Origin of the sequence: Rhodobacter xanthinilyticus (genome assembly GCF_001856665.1) — a bacterium.
Classification (GTDB): domain Bacteria; phylum Pseudomonadota; class Alphaproteobacteria; order Rhodobacterales; family Rhodobacteraceae; genus Rhodobacter; species Rhodobacter xanthinilyticus.
Genome location: NZ_CP017781.1, coordinates 1548523 through 1565167 on the forward strand (window position 1 = coordinate 1548523; position 16645 = coordinate 1565167).

19 protein-coding genes are annotated in these 16645 nt (G+C 68.4%); 15 read left to right on the forward strand and 4 right to left on the reverse strand.

The window, feature by feature from the left end:
- Positions 1-6: 6 nt before the first annotated feature.
- The 15 genes from cybH (at position 7) to LPB142_RS19385 (ending at position 11647) form a co-directional block, all read left to right on the forward strand.
- Positions 7-783 carry a Ni/Fe-hydrogenase, b-type cytochrome subunit gene (gene cybH / locus LPB142_RS07620; protein WP_068765136.1) on the forward strand — a complete coding sequence of 259 codons (777 nt, stop codon included), beginning with the start codon at positions 7-9 and terminating at the stop codon, positions 781-783.
- A 280-nt stretch (positions 784-1063) separates the two neighbouring features.
- A complete protein-coding gene (locus tag LPB142_RS07625; protein WP_071166010.1) occupies positions 1064-1714 on the forward strand; it encodes a HyaD/HybD family hydrogenase maturation endopeptidase in 651 nt (216 codons plus the stop codon).
- Entirely contained in the window at positions 1714-2034 is a 321-nt protein-coding gene (locus LPB142_RS07630) for a HypC/HybG/HupF family hydrogenase formation chaperone (protein WP_071166011.1), read from the forward strand. The genes LPB142_RS07625 and LPB142_RS07630 overlap by 1 nt, the downstream gene beginning before the upstream one ends.
- Positions 2031-2450, forward strand: coding sequence for a thioredoxin domain-containing protein (locus LPB142_RS07635; RefSeq protein ID WP_071167173.1), 420 nt, complete (start codon positions 2031-2033; stop codon positions 2448-2450). Before LPB142_RS07630 ends, LPB142_RS07635 begins: the two co-directional genes overlap by 4 nt.
- Positions 2451-2453: 3 nt before the next feature.
- Positions 2454-3281, forward strand: a complete 828-nt coding sequence (locus LPB142_RS07640) for a hydrogenase expression/formation protein (RefSeq protein WP_156894342.1) — start codon at positions 2454-2456, stop codon at positions 3279-3281.
- Positions 3278-4114 carry a [NiFe]-hydrogenase assembly chaperone HybE gene (locus tag LPB142_RS07645; RefSeq protein ID WP_071166012.1) on the forward strand — a complete coding sequence of 279 codons (837 nt, stop codon included), beginning with the start codon at positions 3278-3280 and terminating at the stop codon, positions 4112-4114. The genes LPB142_RS07640 and LPB142_RS07645 overlap by 4 nt, the downstream gene beginning before the upstream one ends.
- Positions 4111-4992 (forward strand): hypothetical protein, encoded by an 882-nt coding sequence (locus LPB142_RS07650; protein WP_071166013.1) that lies wholly within the window; start codon positions 4111-4113, stop codon positions 4990-4992. The genes LPB142_RS07645 and LPB142_RS07650 overlap by 4 nt, the downstream gene beginning before the upstream one ends.
- Positions 4985-5326 carry a hydrogenase maturation nickel metallochaperone HypA gene (gene hypA / locus LPB142_RS07655; RefSeq protein WP_071166014.1) on the forward strand — a complete coding sequence of 114 codons (342 nt, stop codon included), beginning with the start codon at positions 4985-4987 and terminating at the stop codon, positions 5324-5326. Before LPB142_RS07650 ends, hypA begins: the two co-directional genes overlap by 8 nt.
- Positions 5326-6228, forward strand: coding sequence for a hydrogenase nickel incorporation protein HypB (gene hypB, locus LPB142_RS07660; RefSeq protein WP_269635480.1), 903 nt, complete (start codon positions 5326-5328; stop codon positions 6226-6228). The genes hypA and hypB overlap by 1 nt, the downstream gene beginning before the upstream one ends.
- Positions 6228-7706, forward strand: a complete 1479-nt coding sequence (locus LPB142_RS07665; RefSeq protein WP_068765144.1) for a sigma-54-dependent transcriptional regulator — start codon at positions 6228-6230, stop codon at positions 7704-7706. Before hypB ends, LPB142_RS07665 begins: the two co-directional genes overlap by 1 nt.
- A complete protein-coding gene (locus tag LPB142_RS07670) occupies positions 7706-8005 on the forward strand; it encodes a HypC/HybG/HupF family hydrogenase formation chaperone (protein ID WP_071166015.1) in 300 nt (99 codons plus the stop codon). The genes LPB142_RS07665 and LPB142_RS07670 overlap by 1 nt, the downstream gene beginning before the upstream one ends.
- A 3-nt stretch (positions 8006-8008) precedes the next feature.
- A complete protein-coding gene (gene hypD / locus LPB142_RS07675; protein ID WP_071166016.1) occupies positions 8009-9142 on the forward strand; it encodes a hydrogenase formation protein HypD in 1134 nt (377 codons plus the stop codon).
- A gap of 58 nt (positions 9143-9200) precedes the next feature.
- Positions 9201-10223, forward strand: coding sequence for a hydrogenase expression/formation protein HypE (gene hypE / locus LPB142_RS07680; RefSeq protein WP_071166017.1), 1023 nt, complete (start codon positions 9201-9203; stop codon positions 10221-10223).
- A 51-nt stretch (positions 10224-10274) separates the two neighbouring features.
- Positions 10275-11294, forward strand: a complete 1020-nt coding sequence (locus tag LPB142_RS07685; protein WP_071166018.1) for an MATE family efflux transporter — start codon at positions 10275-10277, stop codon at positions 11292-11294.
- Positions 11291-11647: an MATE family efflux transporter gene (locus LPB142_RS19385; protein ID WP_071166019.1), complete on the forward strand. Its 357-nt coding sequence runs from the start codon at positions 11291-11293 to the stop codon at positions 11645-11647. Before LPB142_RS07685 ends, LPB142_RS19385 begins: the two co-directional genes overlap by 4 nt.
- A gap of 51 nt (positions 11648-11698) precedes the next feature.
- Here the strand turns inward: LPB142_RS19385 and LPB142_RS07695 are convergent, their stop codons facing one another.
- Genes LPB142_RS07695 through LPB142_RS07705 form a run of 4 tightly spaced genes read right to left on the reverse strand, consistent with a single transcriptional unit; the run spans position 11699 to position 16568 of the window.
- A complete protein-coding gene (locus tag LPB142_RS07695) occupies positions 11699-12820 on the reverse strand; it encodes an ABC transporter permease (RefSeq protein WP_071166020.1) in 1122 nt (373 codons plus the stop codon).
- Between the two features lies 1 nt (position 12821).
- Complete coding sequence (locus tag LPB142_RS19530) at positions 12822-13889, reverse strand: ABC transporter permease (RefSeq protein ID WP_330390801.1); 1068 nt, start codon at positions 13887-13889, stop codon at positions 12822-12824.
- On the reverse strand, positions 13835-15532 hold the full coding sequence (locus LPB142_RS19535) for an ATP-binding cassette domain-containing protein (RefSeq protein ID WP_269635484.1): 1698 nt from the start codon (positions 15530-15532) through the stop codon (positions 13835-13837). The genes LPB142_RS19530 and LPB142_RS19535 overlap by 55 nt, the downstream gene beginning before the upstream one ends.
- A gap of 4 nt (positions 15533-15536) precedes the next feature.
- Positions 15537-16568: an HlyD family secretion protein gene (locus LPB142_RS07705; RefSeq protein ID WP_232230991.1), complete on the reverse strand. Its 1032-nt coding sequence runs from the start codon at positions 16566-16568 to the stop codon at positions 15537-15539.
- Between the last annotated feature and the right edge of the window lie 77 nt (positions 16569-16645).

The following is a 16645-nucleotide window of genomic DNA, read 5'->3' on the forward strand; positions in this document are numbered from 1 at the left end:
GAGGCCATGTCGGAGAAGATTTTCCAACCCGCGCGCGAGAGCCACGAGATCTTCGAGGCCTCGCGGCTCACCGGCGACGCGACGCTCGAGGATCTCGAATCGATCCGCCGCCGCACCTCGGTCTATGTCTACGAGGCGCCGGTGCGGCTGTGGCATTGGGTGAACGCGCTCGCGATCACGATCCTGTGCGTCACCGGCTATCTGATCGGCCGGCCGCTGCCCACGATGCAGATCGCCGAGGCCACGGATCAATTCGTGATGGGCTATATCCGCTTTGCCCATTTCGCCGCGGCGATGATCCTCACGGTCGGGTTCTTCGGGCGCATCTACTGGGCCTTCGTGGGCAATACCCATGCCCGGCAGATGTTCTATGTGCCTGTTTTCAATAGACGTTTCTGGAAGGAAATGATCTTCGAGCTGCGCTGGTATGCGTTTCTTGAGGAAAACCCGAAGAAATATGTCGGCCATAACCCGCTCGCGCATGTGGCGATGTTCACCTTCATCACGCTGGGGCTGACCTTCATGCTGGTGACCGGCTGGGCGCTTTATGCCGAGGGCGCGGGGCAGGGCTCGCTGCCCGATACCGCGATGGGCTGGGTGCTCGGGCTCGTGCAGAACAGCCAGCGACTGCACACGCTGCACCATCTGGGCATGTGGGCGATCGTGATCTTCATGATCATCCACATCTACGCCGCGATCCGTGAGGACATCATGTCGCGGCAATCCATGGTCTCGACCATGATATCCGGGCATCGGACGTTCAAGGACGACCGCATCGAATAATGAGTGACCGGCCCTTGGCCGATTGCGAGTGGCGGGCGCGAGGGGCAACTCTCGCGCCTGTTTGCTGTCTGGCTTCCGGTTTTGCGCAAAACTGGCAAGATACTTTCCGGTATTTTCCGGCTTTTTCTCGTCAAATCTCAAGTTATCTGAGCGATTTCAATCGCTTGCGCGTCCTGTCGCGGGCCGTGCTTTTTCTCGCGCGCAAAGCGCCGGAAAGCCTATGTTCGGATTCGATCCGAGGCGCAAAGCCTCTTGCCAGCATCCGGTCAGGGAGGACCTAATGCAAGCTGATCTTCGGGCCGATCCGCGGGCGCCCTTGCCCGAAACCGTGTTGATTCTGGGCATCGGCAATGTGCTCTGGGCCGATGAGGGCTTCGGGGTGCGCTGCGTCGAGGAGCTTGCCGAGACCGTCGCGCTGCCCGCCCATGTGCGGCTCCTCGATGGCGGCACCCAAGGGCTCTACCTGCTGCCTTTCCTCGAAGAGGCGCAGGCGATGATCATCTTCGACGCGATCGATTTCGGCCTCGCGCCGGGCACGCTGAAGGTCTTGCGCGACGGCGAGGTGCCCGCCTTCATGGGCGCCAAGAAGATGAGCCTGCACCAGACCGGCTTTCAGGATGTGATCGCCACCGCCGAGCTTCTGGGCCGCGCGCCGGAGCGGATGGTGCTGATCGGCTGCCAGCCGGTCGAGCTCGAGGATTACGGCGGCAGCCTGCGTCCCGCGGTCGCGGCGCAGATCGCCCCCGCGCTCGAGGCCGCGCGCGCGCAGCTCGGCCTGTGGGGGGTCGAGACCCGCCCGGGCACCACCCCTTGCGAGGGCCGCGCCGATCCCTCGCTCACCCGCGCCGCCTATGAGGCGGGCCGCCCCTCGGCCGATGAGGCCTGCCGCGCGGGCGATGCGCGGTTTTTCCCCGATCAGGAGGGGCTCTGATGTGTCTCGGGATTCCGGTTCTCTTGACCGCCGTTGACGGCATTCGCGGCGAGGTGCTCGAAGACGGCCGCCCCGGCCTCGTCGATCTCTCGCTCACCCCCGAGGCGCGCCCGGGCGATTGGGTTCTGGCCTTTCTCGGCGCCGCCCGCGGCATCCTGACCGAGACCGAGGCCCGCCAGATCACCGCCGCGCTCGCCGGCCTCAGATCGCTGATGGAAGGCGGCGATCTGGGCGATGCCTTCGCCGATCTCGAGGGCCGCGAGCCGACCCTTCCCCCCCATCTTCAGGCCGCCGTCGACGCGGGCCGTTCCAGAGGCTGAGACATGCACGATATTGCCCCCCCTCGGCGCCCGCCTCCGGCGCGCCCCATCCCCTCGTCACCCGGCTGATCGCCGAATTCGACTACCCGCTGCTCGATGATTTCGAGGCCCTGCGCGCCTTTACCGAGGCGCCCGGCGCGCATTGCCTGTTCATCCCGGGCGACGGCGCGCGCAACCTCGAGACGCCCGATGCCGCGGTGATCCTGCCCGAGCTGCGCATCGCCTTCCAGCGCGCCTTCGATTGCGCCGTCGTCGGCAATTCGATCGAGACCAGGCTGCGCGAGGCCACGCGCGCGCTCAAGACCCCGGCCTTCCTCTTTTACCGCGACGGCGTCTATCTCGGCGCGATCGAGAAGATCCGCGACTGGGACGATTACCTCGCCCGCATCCCCCATCTTCTGGCGCAGAAAGGCTGAGCCATGGTGTCGAATTTTCACTTGCCGCCCATGGGCTTCGGCCCCGGCTCGCAGCCCGAGGAGGGCGAGCTCGATTATCTGCAACTGCCGTCGGGGATGCGCACCTATAGCGCGCATCACCCGCAGGTCGACGACCCGAGCGCGGTGACGCCGGCGCTGAAGACGCTGGCCGATCTGGCGAAGGCCGCCGAGGCCTGCGCGATGGGCGGCATGGCGAGCTTTGATCTCTCCCATCTCGATGCGCAAAACCGCGCGCTGATCGCCGAGACGATGGGGCAGGGCGAGGTCGCGATGAAGATCCGCGGGATCCCGGCCCTGATGGTGCAGGAAAGCGTCTTCGCGGGCGTGTGGCAGATCGCGGGGGCGGGCGTCGACCGGATCGAGATCGGCCCGGTGCCGGCGGCGGCGCTCTCGCGCGCCTTTGAGCCCGCCCGCGCGGCCCAAGGCCTCGAGGCGCCGCGCCCGGCGGGCGTCGTGAACGCCCCCGCGCTTGCGGCAGAACTCCTTGATAAATCGGCCTCTTTCCGCGCGGGCGGGGAGCCGCATGTGATCAACCTCACGCTTTTGCCCCATACCGAGGCCGATCTCGACTGGCTGGGCCAGGTGCTCGGCGAGGGCGCGGTCACGATCTTGTCGCGCGGCTATGGCAATTGCCGGATCACCGCCACCGCCACCCCTTTCGTCTGGCGCGTGCAGTTTTTCAACTCGATGGATGTGCTCATTCTCGACACGTTCGAGGTCACCCCGATGCCCGAGGTCGCGATCGCCGCGCCCGAGGATCTGAGCGATTCGGGCGCGCGCATCACCGAGGTTCTGGAGGCGATCCGATGAGCGGTTTTGCCGGGTTCGAGGGCAGCTATCTGGGCGCCAATGACCGCATTTCCGCGGCCGCGGTGATGGAATGCAAGATCTGCTGGACGCCCTACGACCCCGCCGAGGGCGATGAGTTCCGTCAGGTTCTGCCCGGCACCGCCTTCACCGCGCTGCCCGAGGATTGGTCCTGCCCGAATTGCGGCGCGCCGAAGGAACAGTTCATGGTCCGCGAAGACCCGGGCGCGCCCGCGATCCTCGAGGCGCGGCGGATCGAGGCCGAGGTGCAAAAGCTCACCGCCGATTTCCGCGAAGTGTGGCATGCGAAAATGCGCGAGGTGCCCTTGGTCAACAAGGCGCTCTCGGTCGAGGCGGTGGGGTTTGAAAACCGCGAGGGCCGCGTCGTGGGGGTGCTGGTCAGCCCGTGGTTCATGAACCTGATCTTGCTGCCCGGCCCGGGCGAGGATTGGTCGGGTCTCACGGCGGGCGCCAAGGAAGAGATCGAGTTCCCCTCGGGGCGCTATGAATTTCTCCATAATGTCAGGGAGATGGTCGGCGGCTACAAGGCGTGCTCGCTGTTCTCGCCGATGGCCGATTTCCAGACCCAGATGCAGGCGGTCGATGTCGCGCGGGCGGTGATGGCCGAGCTTTACCGCGCCGAGAACCGCGCCGAGACCGACCGCGCGGGCGAGATCCGCGCGGCGCGCGAGGCCGAGATCGCCGCCGCCGAAGCGGCCTTGGCCGCGCCCGCCCCGGAGGCCGAGGCGCCCCTCGACCCGGCGCCGACGCGCCGCCAGATCCTTACCGGCGGGCTGGCCGAGGCGCCTCAGGACGGAGGCTCCGCACAGGCATGAGCGGCGGTCTGCACATCACGCTTGGCGTTGCGGGGGCTGATCTGCGCCCCGTCGTGACGCAGGCCCCGGCTTTGCCGGTGGCGCGGCTGATGTGTGGCCGTGCGCCCGAGGATGTGGCCCGGCTTGCCCGGAGCCTGTTCAACCTGTGCGGTGAAGCGCAGGATCTTGCGGTTCGTCTCGCGCTCGACCTCCCCCGAGCCGAGGCCGATCTGGGCCGTGAGATCCTGCGCGATCACCTTTTCAAACTGATGATCGCCTGGCCGGGGCTATTGGGGCTTGCGCCGCGGGCGCTGCCGCTCGGCTGGGAGGCGGGCGGGCCGCGGCTCGTTTCGGCGGTCTGGGGCGGGGCGGCGCCCGCGCATCTGGCCGAATGGCTCGCCGCCGGGCGCGGCGTGGCGCCCGCGCTCGCCGCGCTGGCCGAGGCCTTTGCGCCGGGCGAGGCGGTGGCCGAACTCGCGCCGCTGACCGACCCGTTCGGCACCGCGCCGCAGGAAAATTCCCCCGCCGGGCGGCGCGCGGGCCATCCGCTGATGGCCGAGGCCGAGGCCGCCTTCGGGCGCGGCCCGCTGTGGCGCGCGCTTGGCCGCCTCCTTGATCTCGCGGCCTTCGCCGAGACCCCGCCGCGCGGCGAAACGCCCGCGCCCGGGCGCGCGCTCGTGCCTGCCGCGCGCGGCACCTATGCGCTCGAAGCCCGCGCCGAGGGTGGCGTCGTGACCGAATTCCTGCGCCGCACGCCGACCGATCATCTCCTCGCCCCGGGCGGCGCGCTCGAGGCCGCGCTCGGCGCGCTGCCCGCGGCAAAGGCCTCGCGCGCGGGGCTCGTTGTCGATATCCTCGACCCCTGCGTTGCGGTGGTGATGGAGGGGTGCCATGCATGAAATGTCGATCGCCGAGGGCATCCGAACCGTCCTCGAGGATGCCGCAAAGGCCAATGATTTCAGCAAGATCACCCGCGTGCGGCTGGAGATTGGCGCCTTCGCCGGGGTTGAGCGCGCCGCGCTCGACTTTGCCTTCGAGGTGGTGATGCGCGGCTCGGTCGCCGAAGGCGCGGCGCTCGAGATCCTCGATCTGCCGGGGCGGGCGCTGTGTTACGATTGCGCGGTGGAGGTCGAGATCACCGACCGCCTCGCGCCTTGCCCGCACTGTGGTGGCGGGCGGCTGCTCGTGCAGGGCGGCGATGAGATGCGGATCAAGGATTTGGAGGTGCTGTGATGTGTACGGTTTGCGGCTGCGGCGGCCATAGCGTGGAGGACCAGTTCCGCGCCCATCTCGCCAAACAGGGGCAGGCGCCGGCGGCGCCGCTGGCGGTGCTCGCGCCCCATCCCGCGCCGAAGCCCACTGCGCCGAAAACGCCCGCGCCCGCGCCTGCGCCGGTCGATGGCAGCCACGCCGCCTGCACCCATGATCTGCATTTCGGCCAGGGCCCCGCGGGCACCGAGGTGCCGGGCATGACCCAGGCGCGGCTGATCGAGATCGAGACCGATATCCTGAGCAAGAACAACAGCTTCGCCGCGCGCAACCGGGCGGCGCTGGCGGCGCTCAAGGCGTTTTCGGTCAACCTCGTTTCCTCGCCCGGCTCGGGCAAGACCACGCTTTTGTGCGCCACGATCCGCGCGCTCGGCGCCCAGCCGCTCGCGGTGATCGAGGGCGATCAGCAGACCTCGAACGACGCCGACCGGATCCGCGAAACCGGCGCCGCGGCGGTGCAGGTCAACACCGGCAAGGGCTGCCATCTCGACGGCAACATGGTCGAACAGGCGCTTGCGCGGCTCGATCTGGGGGCCGGCGCGCTGCTCTTCATCGAGAATGTCGGCAACCTCGTCTGCCCCGCGGCCTTCGATCTCGGCGAGGATGCCAAGGTCGCGATCCTGTCGGTGACCGAGGGCGAGGACAAGCCGCTCAAATACCCCGACATGTTCGCAGCCTCGCGCCTCGCGATCCTCAACAAGATCGACCTCGCGCCGTTTTGTGACGTGAATCTGGATACTTACGAGGCGAACTTGAAGCGCGTGAACCCGGAGATCGAGGTGATCCGCGTCTCGGCGCGCACCGGCGAGGGGATGGAGCTCTGGCTCGATTGGCTCCGGCGCGGCCTTGCCGCGAAGGCGGCGTGATGGCTGCCTCGCGCCCGGTGATCCTGCTCGTCGATGACGAGCCGCATTCGCTCTCGGCGATGACGATGGCGCTCGAGGATGAGTTCGACATCCTCACCGCCTCGGGCGCCGAAGCCGCGCTCGGGGTGCTGGCGGAAAACTGGGTGCAGGTGATCTTCTCCGATCAGCGCATGCCCGGCCGTTCGGGCGTCGATTTCCTCGCCGAGGTGCGCGAGCGCTGGCCCGAGACGGTGCGGATCGTGATCACCGGGTATACCGATGCGCAGGCGATGGTCGCGGCGATCAACGAGGCGGGCGTGCATCAGTTCCTGACCAAGCCCTGGCACCCCGAACAGCTCCTCGCCGCCGCCCGCAACGGCGCGCGGATGTTCCAGCTCGCGCGCGACAATGAGCGCCTCGCGCTCGAGATGCGGTTCCTGAACTCGACCTCCGAGAGCCGGCTCGAGAAACGCCGCCGGGCGCTGCGCGAGGGGATGGGCTTCGAGACGATCCTGCGCGCGCCGCAATCGGCGATGAACACCGCCGTGACGCTCGCGCGCCAATATGCGAGCTTCGACGTGCCGGTCTTGCTCACCGGCGAGGCGGGCACCGGCAAGGCGCAGCTCGCGCGGGCCATGCATTATGGCTCGTTGCGCTCGGATAAGCCCTTCTATGAGCTCAATATTTCGGGCCTGCCCGAGGATCTCGCGCTGATCGAGCTGTTTGGCGCGAAGCGCGGCGTGCTGCCCGGCGGTGTCGCGAAGATCGGGCTCGCGCAGAAGGCCGATCGCGGCACGCTCTATCTTTCGGGGATCGAGAGCGCCTCGGCCGCGCTGCAGCTCGCGCTGATGCGGATGCTGGGCGAGGGCGCCTTCACGCCGCTGGGCGGGCAGGAGACGGTGACGACGAACCTGCGGCTGATCGCGGGGGCGGGGGTCGATCTGCGCGCGGCGGTGGCCGAGGGGCGGTTCCGCGCCGATCTCTATTATGCGCTGGCGGTGGGCGAGATCGGGCTCTTGCCGTTGCGTGCGCGGCGCGGCGATGTGGCGATGCTGGCGCAGCACATCTTGGGCGAGGCGGCGGCTGAACATGGCAAGCCCGTGATGGGGTTCGACGCGGCCGCGCTCGAATTTCTGGAGAATTACGATTGGCCCGGCAACCTGCGCGAGCTTGCCAACGAGGTCACGCGGATGCTGATTTTCGCGCAGGATAACGTCTTGGGCGCCGAGCTGATCTCGCGCCACATCCTGCAGGCGCCGCCCTCGGCCGAGGGCGCCGACCGCGCGGCGGAGGGGGTGTTGACCGCCGAGGGCACGCTCAAGGACCGCGTCGAGCTCGTCGAGATGCGGATCCTGCGCGAGACCTTGACGCGGCTGCGCTGGAACAAGAGCCGCGCGGCGGCGGAGCTGGGGCTGTCGCGCGTGGGGCTGCGCGCGAAACTCGACCGATATGGTATCACCGACCCCTCGGGCCGGGTGAGCGAGGAGGAGGAAGCGTAATGTGTCTGGGGATTCCGGGGCAGATCGTGGCGATCACGGCGCCCGAGCGGATGATGGCGATGGCCGAGGTTTCGGGGGTGCGGCGCGAGGTCAATGTGGCTTGCGTGGCGGGGGCGGAGCTTGGCGATCTCATCGGGCAATGGGCGCTGATCCATGTGGGTTTCGCGATGAGCCTGATCGACGAGGAGGAGGCCGCCAAGACGCTTGAGGCGCTGCATGATCTGGGCGAGGCGCAGGAGACGCTCGCGCAGATGGCCGAGGGCGACGCGGCGCTGGCCGGGCCCGGCGAAGGGGTGTGAGCGATGAAATTTGCCTCTGAATTCCGCGACCCGAAGGCCGCGAAGGCGCTTTTGGCGGAGATTGCGCGGGTCGCCGACGGCCTCGGCGCGAGCCGCAAGAACCCTGTTCATATCATGGAGATCTGCGGCGGGCATACCCATTCGATCTTCCGCTATGGGCTCGACAAGCTCGTCCATGAGGGGATCGAATTCATCCATGGGCCGGGTTGCCCGGTCTGTGTTCTGCCGCGCGCGCGGGTCGATGAATGTATCGAGATCGCCGAGAAGGAGGGGGTGATTTTCACCACCTTTGGCGATGCGATGCGGGTGCCGGGGTCGAAAAAATCGCTTCTGCAGGCGAAGGCCGCGGGGGCCGATGTCCGCATGGTCTACAGCCCGCTCGACGCGCTCGAGCTTGCGCGGCGCAACCCCGGGCGCGAGGTGGTGTTCTTTGGCCTCGGCTTCGAGACGACGACGCCCTCGACCGCGCTCGCGATCCAGCAGGCCGCGCGCGAGGGGCTTGCGAATTTCTCGGTGTTTTGCAACCACATCACCGTGCCCGAGCCGATCAAGGCGCTGCTCGACGACCCGCATATGGTGCTCGACGGCTTTATCGGGCCGGGTCATGTGAGCATGGTGATCGGGGTGCATCCCTATGATTTCATTGCGCAAGATTATCACAAGCCGATCGTAGTGGCGGGCTTTGAGCCGACGGATCTCTTGCAATCGGTGCTGATGGTGCTGCGCCAGATCGCGGCGGGCGAGGCGCGGGTCGAGAACCAATATGCCCGCGTCGTGCCCGAGAACGGCAACCCGGTGAGCCTTGCAGCGATCGCCGATGTCTATGAAAAGCGCCCCTCCTTCGAGTGGCGGGGGCTGGGAGAGATCGACGCCTCGGGGCTCAGGATCCGGCCGGCCTATGCCGCTTTCGACGCCGAGGAGAAATTCGGCGTGGGCTATGCGGGGGTGCGCACCGAGCTCGAGGAGCCCGAGGGATGCGCCTGCGGGGCGGTGATGACGGGGCGGATGAAGCCCGTGCACTGCGCGCAATTTGGCCGCGGGTGCACGCCCGAGATGCCGTTGGGGGCGTTGATGGTGAGTTCGGAGGGGGCCTGTGCGGCCTATTGGCAATATGGCGGGGCGCGCGCGGCTCAATGAGCGCCGGGGCTCTGCCCCGGACCCCGGGATATTTGCGGCAAGATGAAAGGGGAGCGGGATGGCGCTTCGCGATGACAAGGTGACGCTGTCGCATGGTGGCGGCGGCAAGGCGATGCGGGATCTGATCGAGGAGGTGTTCACCGCCGTGTTCGAGCCGCCCGGGATGGAGGATCAGGCGGTGCTGGAGGCGGCGGCTTTGGCTGAGCCGGGCGCGCGGCTTGCCTTCACCACCGACAGTTTCGTGGTGACGCCGATCGAATTTCCCGGCGGCGATATCGGCAAGATCGCGGTCTGTGGCACGGTCAACGATCTTGCGGTGGGGGGGGCGGTGCCGCTGTGGCTCTCGGCGGCCTTCATCATCGAGGAGGGGACCGAGATTGCGCTCTTGCGCCGGGTGGTGGCGAGCATGGCGCGCGAGGCGGCGGCGGCGGGGGTGCGGATCGTCACGGGCGATACCAAGGTGGTCGGGCGCGGGGCTTGCGACACGCTGTTTGTCACGACCTCCGGGGTGGGGGTGATCCCGCCCGGGCGGGCGATGGGGGCGGCGCGGGTGCGGCCGGGCGATGTGGCGATCGTGAACGGGGTGTTGGGCGATCATGGTGCGGCGATCTTGGCGGCGCGCGGCGATCTGGCGCTCTCGACCGATCTGCAGAGCGATTGTGCGGCGCTCGGGCATCTGATGGCGGATGTTCTGGCGGCAGCGCCCGGGGCGAAGGCGGCGCGCGATCTGACGCGCGGGGGCTTGGCTTCGGCGCTCAACGAGATTGCCGAAACCGCGGGCTGCGGGATCGAGATTGCCGAGGAGGATTTGCCGTTGCGGGCCGAGGTGGTGGGGGTGTGCGAGATCCTCGGGCTCGACCCGCTTTACCTCGCCAATGAGGGGCGGCTTGTCGTCTTCGTGCCCGAGGCGGAGGCGGCGGCGGCGCTGAGCGCGATGCGCGCGCGGGCCGAGGGCGCGGGGGCGGCGGTGATCGGGCGCGCGGTCGAGGGGCATGTGGGCCAGGTACGGATGCGCACGGCCTTTGGCGGGGCGCGGATCGTCGACATGTTGGTGGGCGAGCAATTGCCGCGGATCTGCTGAGGCTTGACGGCGGGCGGCTCTGTGCCAGATAGGCAGGGAAACGGAGGCCCGATGAGACCCACGCCGAAACTGACCCGGGGGCCGATCGCGACGACGCTTCTGATGTTCGCGCTGCCGACGCTTGGCTCCTCGATGCTGCAATCGGCCAATGGCTCGATCGATGCGGTCTGGATCGGGCGGCTCTTGGGCGAGACCGCCCTGGCCGCCACGACGAACGGCAACATCTTGATGTTTTTGCTCACCTCTTTCGTCTTCGGCTTTGGCATGGCGGCGACGATCCTGATCGGGCAGGCGATCGGGCGGGGCGATCTGACGGGGGCGCGCGAGGTGGTGGGCACGGTGATCGGCACCTTTGTGCCGCTCGCGGTGTTGATCTCGGCGGGGGGGTGGCTCTTGGCGCCGCATCTTCTGGGGCTGCTCGGCACGCCTGCGGAAAGCCTTGATTTCGCGCGGGATTTTCTGCGGGTGATCTTTCTTGCGATGCCGGCGCTTCTGATGCAGACGCTCCTGATGATGGCGCTGCGGGGGGCGGGGGATGCGCTCACGCCGCTGGTCTTCATGGCGCTGGCGGTGGCGCTCGATGTGGTGCTGAACCCGGTTTTCATTCTGGGCCTCGGCCCGGCGCCCGAGATGGGGATTGCGGGCTCGGCCTTTGCGACGGCGGTGGCCAATTACGCGAGCCTCGGCGCGATGCTCCTTTATATCTACGGGCGCGATTTGCCGTTGCGGCTGCGCGGGGCGGAATGGGCTTACTTGCGCCCGCGCGCGTCGGTGTTGCGGCTGATCTTTGCCAAGGGCACGCCGATGGGGGTGCAGATGATCGTGGTCTCCTCGGCGGCGCTGACGATGCTCAGCCTTGTGAACCGCGAGGGGGTCGATACGACCGCGGCCTTTGGCGCGACCCAGCAGCTTTGGACCTATATCCAGATGCCGGCGATGGCGCTTGGGGCGGCGGTGAGCGCGATGGCGGCGCAGAATATCGGCGCGGGGAACTGGGCGCGGGTCGGGCGGATCACGGGCTGGGGGGTGGTGTTCAACCTCGTGATGACCGGGGGCTGGTTGCGGCGGTGACGGTGCTCGATGCGCAGGCGATGGCGCTGTTTTTGGGCGAGGGCAGCCCGGCTATCGAGATCGGGCAGCATATTCAACGGGTTGCGAGCTGGGGTTTTGTGGCCTTCGGGGTCACGATGGTGCTCTTTGGCACGGTGCGGGCGAATGGGCAGGTGATTGCGCCGCTTCTGATCCTGATCGTGTCGATGTATCCGGTGCGGCTCGGGGTGGCTTTGGGGATGCGGGAGTGGCTCGGCGTCGATGCGCTTTGGTTGAGTTTCCCGGCCTCGATGTGTTTCACCCTTCTGGCGGCGGGGGCGCTTTATCTTCAGGGTGGCTGGCGGCGCGGGCCGGCGTTGCGGGTGGAGGCGTGAGGACCGGGGCGCCGCCCCGGACCCCGGGATATTTTCGGCAAGATGAAAGGGTCAGCTCAGGACCTTGCGGAAGCGCGCGACCACCACGGTGAGGGCCACGCCCGCCATCGCCGCCATCGCGCCGATCTCGGGGGCGAGCACCGAGGCGCCGGCGCCGCGGTAGAGCACGCCCTGCGCGAAGGCCACGAAATGGGGGGCGGGGGAGATCAGTTTCATCAGGGTCTGGAGCCAGTCGGGCATCGATTCCATCGGCGTCATGCCGCCCGAGAGCAGGATCATCACGATGATCACCGGGATGATGAGGAGCCCGAACTGGCCCATCGTATGGGTGAAGCTCGCCAGCATCAGCCCGAGCGCCGCCACCGCCACCACATAGACCGCCGTGCCGAGGACGAAGAGCCAAAGCGAGCCGCCGATCGGCACGCCGATGATCCATTCGACCACCACCACCAGCGAAAACACCGAGGCCGCGAGGATCACCGCGCCATTGGCCGCGATCTTCGAGAGCACGATCTCATGGGGGCGCACCGGCATCACCAGCACATGTTCGATCGTGCCATGTTCGCGTTCGCGGATCAGCGAGGCGCCGGCGAGGATCAGCGTCAGGATGGTGATCGAATTCATCAGCTCCATCACCGAGGTGAACCATTTCGAGGTCAGGTTCGGGTTGAAGAGGTTGCGAAACACCACCGAGACGAGGCTTGTCGTGTTGGCGCCCGAGGGCGCGGCCCAGGCCGAAAGCTCGGCCGCGAGGAGCTGTTGGAGGAAGGTCGCGCCATTGCCGGCCTGCGCGATGGCGGTGGTATCGGCGTCGATCTTGATCGTGGTGGCGCGGCCCGCGCGCAGGTCGCGCTCCATCTCGGGGGGGAAGCTGACGACGAGCACATAGCCGCCGACCTTGAGCGCGGCCTCGGCCTGATCGGGGGTCAGGCTGTCGGGGGTCTTGAACATCGGCGCGCGGATCGCATCGGTCAGATGCTGGCTGAGCGGGCTTTGATCTTCGTCGACGACGGCGACGGCGAGGTCGTTGATCTCGGTCGAGATCGCGTCGGCGACCATATAGGTCGCCACCGTGAAGACGTAGAAGATCAAGACCAGCATGACCTTGTCGGCGCGGATGGCGCGCAGCTCCTTGAGCGTCAGGCGGGCCGTATTCTTCAGGCTTTGCAGCATGTTACGGCTCCTGTTTGCGCAAGATCGCGACCGCGGCGGCGAGGTAGAGCGCGGCAAAGCCCGCGATGGCGGCGGCCGAAGTGCCGATATCGGCCCAGCCGAAGCCCTTGAGGAAGGTGCCAAGCGCGCCGGTCTGGAACCAGGCGCCGGGGAAGGCGAGCCCGGTGAGCCGCCCCGCCGTCTCGAGCGAGGAGACCGGCACGATCAGCCCGGAGAAATTCACCGTCGGGATGATCGAGATCACCGCCACCGCGAAAACCGCCGAGACCTGGGTTTTCGTGAAGGTCGAGATCAGCTGGCCAAGCCCGGTGGTGGCGCAGACATAAAGGAGCGCGAGCGCGGTGAGCGCGCCGAGCGAGCCGGTGAAGGGCACCTGAAAGAGCCCCTGGCCGAGCGCGAAGAGCGCCGCGAAAGCGAGCGCCGAGAGCGCGATATAGGGGATCTGCTTGCCGAGCAGGAACTCGACCCGCCGCACCGGCGTCGAGCGGAAATTCGCGATCGTGCCGGTCTCGACCTCGCGCACGACCCCGATCGCCGACATCACCGCCGGGATCAGGATCAGGATCAGCATGATCACCGAGGGCAGCATGGCGTTGGCGCTGCGGAAGGCCTGGTTGAAGCGAAAGCGCGTCTCGAGGGTGACGGGGCTCGGGGTGGCGGTGCCGCTCTCCTCGGCGAGGATCGCCGCAAAGCGGGTCAGCGCGCCGAGCGCATAGCCGCGCGCGGTCTCGGCGCGAAACGGCATCGAGCCATCGACCCAGAGCGAGACCTCGGGCACCTTGCCCTGATGCAGCATCCGCCCCGCGCCCTCGGGGATCTCGAGCGCGACGGTGAGCGCGCCGGCCTTCATCCGCGCCTCGAGCGCGTCGAGGCTCTCGACCGGGGCGGTCTCGGCAAATTGCGCGATCGCGGTGAATTGCTCGGCAAGGCGGCGGCTCTCGGGGGTCTGGTCTTGGTCGAAGACCGCGAAGCTGAGCTCGTCGACATCGAAAGAGATCCCGTAACCAACGGTAATCATGAGGATAATCGGCCCGGCCAGGGCGAAGAAGAGGCGGATCGGATCGCGCAGGAGCTCGAGGCTCTCGCGCCAGGTATAGGCCCAGAGCCGGGTGAGCGCAGCCGCGCGGGCGGGGGGGCGCGGGGTGGCGGGGCGGCGGGCGGGGCGGGCGCCGCCGGCGGGGCCTCGGCGCTGATTTCCGCCTCCAGATAGCGGATGAACGCCTCCTCGAGATCGCTCACGCCCTGGCGCGCGGCGAGCTCGGCGGGGGTGCCCACCGCCAGCACCCGCCCCGCATGCATCAGCGAGATCCGGTCGCAGCGCGCCGCCTCGTTCATGAAATGCGTCGAGATGAAGATCGTCACGCCGTGCTCGCGCGAGAGCGAGATCAGCTTGCGCCAGAAGGCATCGCGCGCCACCGGGTCGACGCCGGAGGTCGGCTCGTCGAGGATCAGGATCCGCGGCTCATGGATCGTCGCGACCGCGAGTTGCAGCCGCTGGCGGATCCCGAGCGGCAGGCTCTCGGGCTTCTCGCCCGCGACATCGGCGAGGTCGAATTCGGCCAGAACCTCGGCCACGCGGGGCGCGCGCCGCGCCGGGGCGATACCGTAGAGATCGGCGTGGAGCGCGAGGTTTTGCGCCACCGTCAGCTCGCCATAGAGCGAAAAGCTCTGCGACATATAGCCGATGCGCAGCCGCGCGGCCATGTCCGAGGCGGCAAGTGCTGTGCCGAAGAGCCGCGTCTCGCCCGAGCTTGGCGCCAAGAGCCCGGTCATCATCTTCATCGTCGTGGTCTTGCCGCAGCCATTCGAGCCGAGAAAGCCGAAAATCTCGCCCTCGGGGATCTCGAAACTGACATCCTCGACCGCGGTGAACGGGCCAAAGCGCTTGGTAAGATGCCGCGCCTCGATCGCGGGGGGGCCGTCCTTCGCCACCCGCGGGGTGATCTCGACGGGCTTGTGCGCGGCGCGCTCGGCCTCGGGCAAAAGCGCGATGAAGGCCTCCTCGAGATGCGCGGCGCCGACGCGCGCGCGCAGCTCGGCGGGGCTGCCCGCGGCAATCACCCGCCCGCCATCCATCGCCGCGAGCCAGTCGAAGCGCTCGGCCTCCTCCATATAGGCGGTGGCGACGATCACGCTCATCCCCGGCATCTGGGCGCGCAACCGCTCGATCAGCTCCCAAAATTGCCGCCGCGAGAGCGGGTCGACGCCGGTCGTGGGCTCATCAAGGATCAGAAGCTCCGGGTCGTGGATCAGCGCGCAACAGAGGCTGAGCTTTTGCTTCATGCCCCCCGAGAGCTTGCCCGCCGGGCGGTCGGGGAAGGGCGCAAGGCCGGTCGCCTCGAGGAGCATCGCGATCCGCGCCGCGCGCTCGGCCGCGCCCTGGCCAAACAGCCGGCCAAAGAAATCGAGGTTCTCGCGCACGCTCAGCGTCGGGTAGAGGTTGCGCCCGAGGCCCTGCGGCATATAGGCGACCCGCGGCGCGACGGCGGCGCGCGCGGCCGGCGTGGCGAGATCGGCGCCGAGCGCCTCGACGCGCCCGGTCTGGCGCCGGCGCACGCCCGCGATGAGCGCCAAGAGCGTCGATTTGCCGACCCCGTCGGGCCCGATCAGCCCCGCCATCACCCCCGCGGGGATCGCCAGATCCACCCCCTCGAGCGCCACGGCCCGGCCGTAGCGATGGCTCACCCCCTCCAGACGCGCGGCGTAGCCCATGGCGTCACGGCAGTTTCACGGCGAGATCGGCGGGCCAGTCGGCGGCCGGATCGGTGCGCACAAAGCCGATGCCGCGCACGCCGACCTTCACCCGATCCTCGAATTTCTCGAGCAAATCCCGTGGGATGGTGAGTTTGACGCGGAACACGAGCTTGGCGCGCTCCTCCGAGGTCTCGACGCTTTTGGGCGTGAACTGCGCCTCGGGGGCGATGAAGGTGATCCGCGCGGGCACGACATAATCGGGCGCGGGGTCAAGCACGATCCGCGCCTCGTCGCCCATCGCGAGCACGCCCACTGTCTCGGCGGGCAGATAAAGGCTCATGTAGACATCGGTGAGGTCGAGCAGCGTCGCGACCGGCGTGCCCGCCGCGATCACCTCGCCCGGCTCATGCAGCCGGTAGAGCACGCGCCCCCGGATCGGCGCGCGGATAGTCAGATCCTCGAGCGCGACATTGAGCTCCTCGAGCGCGGCATTGGCCGCCGCGATCAGCGCCTCGCCGTTCGAGACCTGCGCCCGCGCCGCCGCGCGCGAGGCCTGCGCCGTTTTCAGCGCGTTCGTGGCGTCATCGAGCACGCTTTGCGCGGCATGGCCCTCGCGGTTGAGCACGACGACCCGGTCATAGGAGGTCTGCGCGACGGCCAGCGCGCTTTCGGCCTGCATCACCGCGGCCTGAGCCTGCTCCTTGGCGGCCTCGGCCTGCAAGAGCGAGGCCTTGGCGCCGAGGATCCGCGCCTGAACATCGCGGTCGTCGAGCCTCGCGATCACCGCGCCGGCCTCGACGAGATCGCCCTCGCGGGCCGTGATCTCGGTCAGCCGGCCTGCGTATTTCCCCGCGACATCAAGGCTTTGCGCCTCGATCCGGCCGTTCGAGGAGGCCACCTTGTCAGTCTCGGCGCGCTGCGTGAAGCGCGCCACCAGCGCCTCGAAACTGGTCTCGGCCCGCGCCCCGGCGGGCGCGGCGAGCGCGCCCATCGCCAGCGCCGAGACGACGAGGAGCGCGCCAAGCGGGCGGCAAAGGGGCGGGGAGGTGAGCATCGCGGGGCTCCTTGGCTGGGTCGGGCGGCGCCAGACCGAACGGTTCACTTTTGCGCAGGGTGGACCCGCGCGCCGCC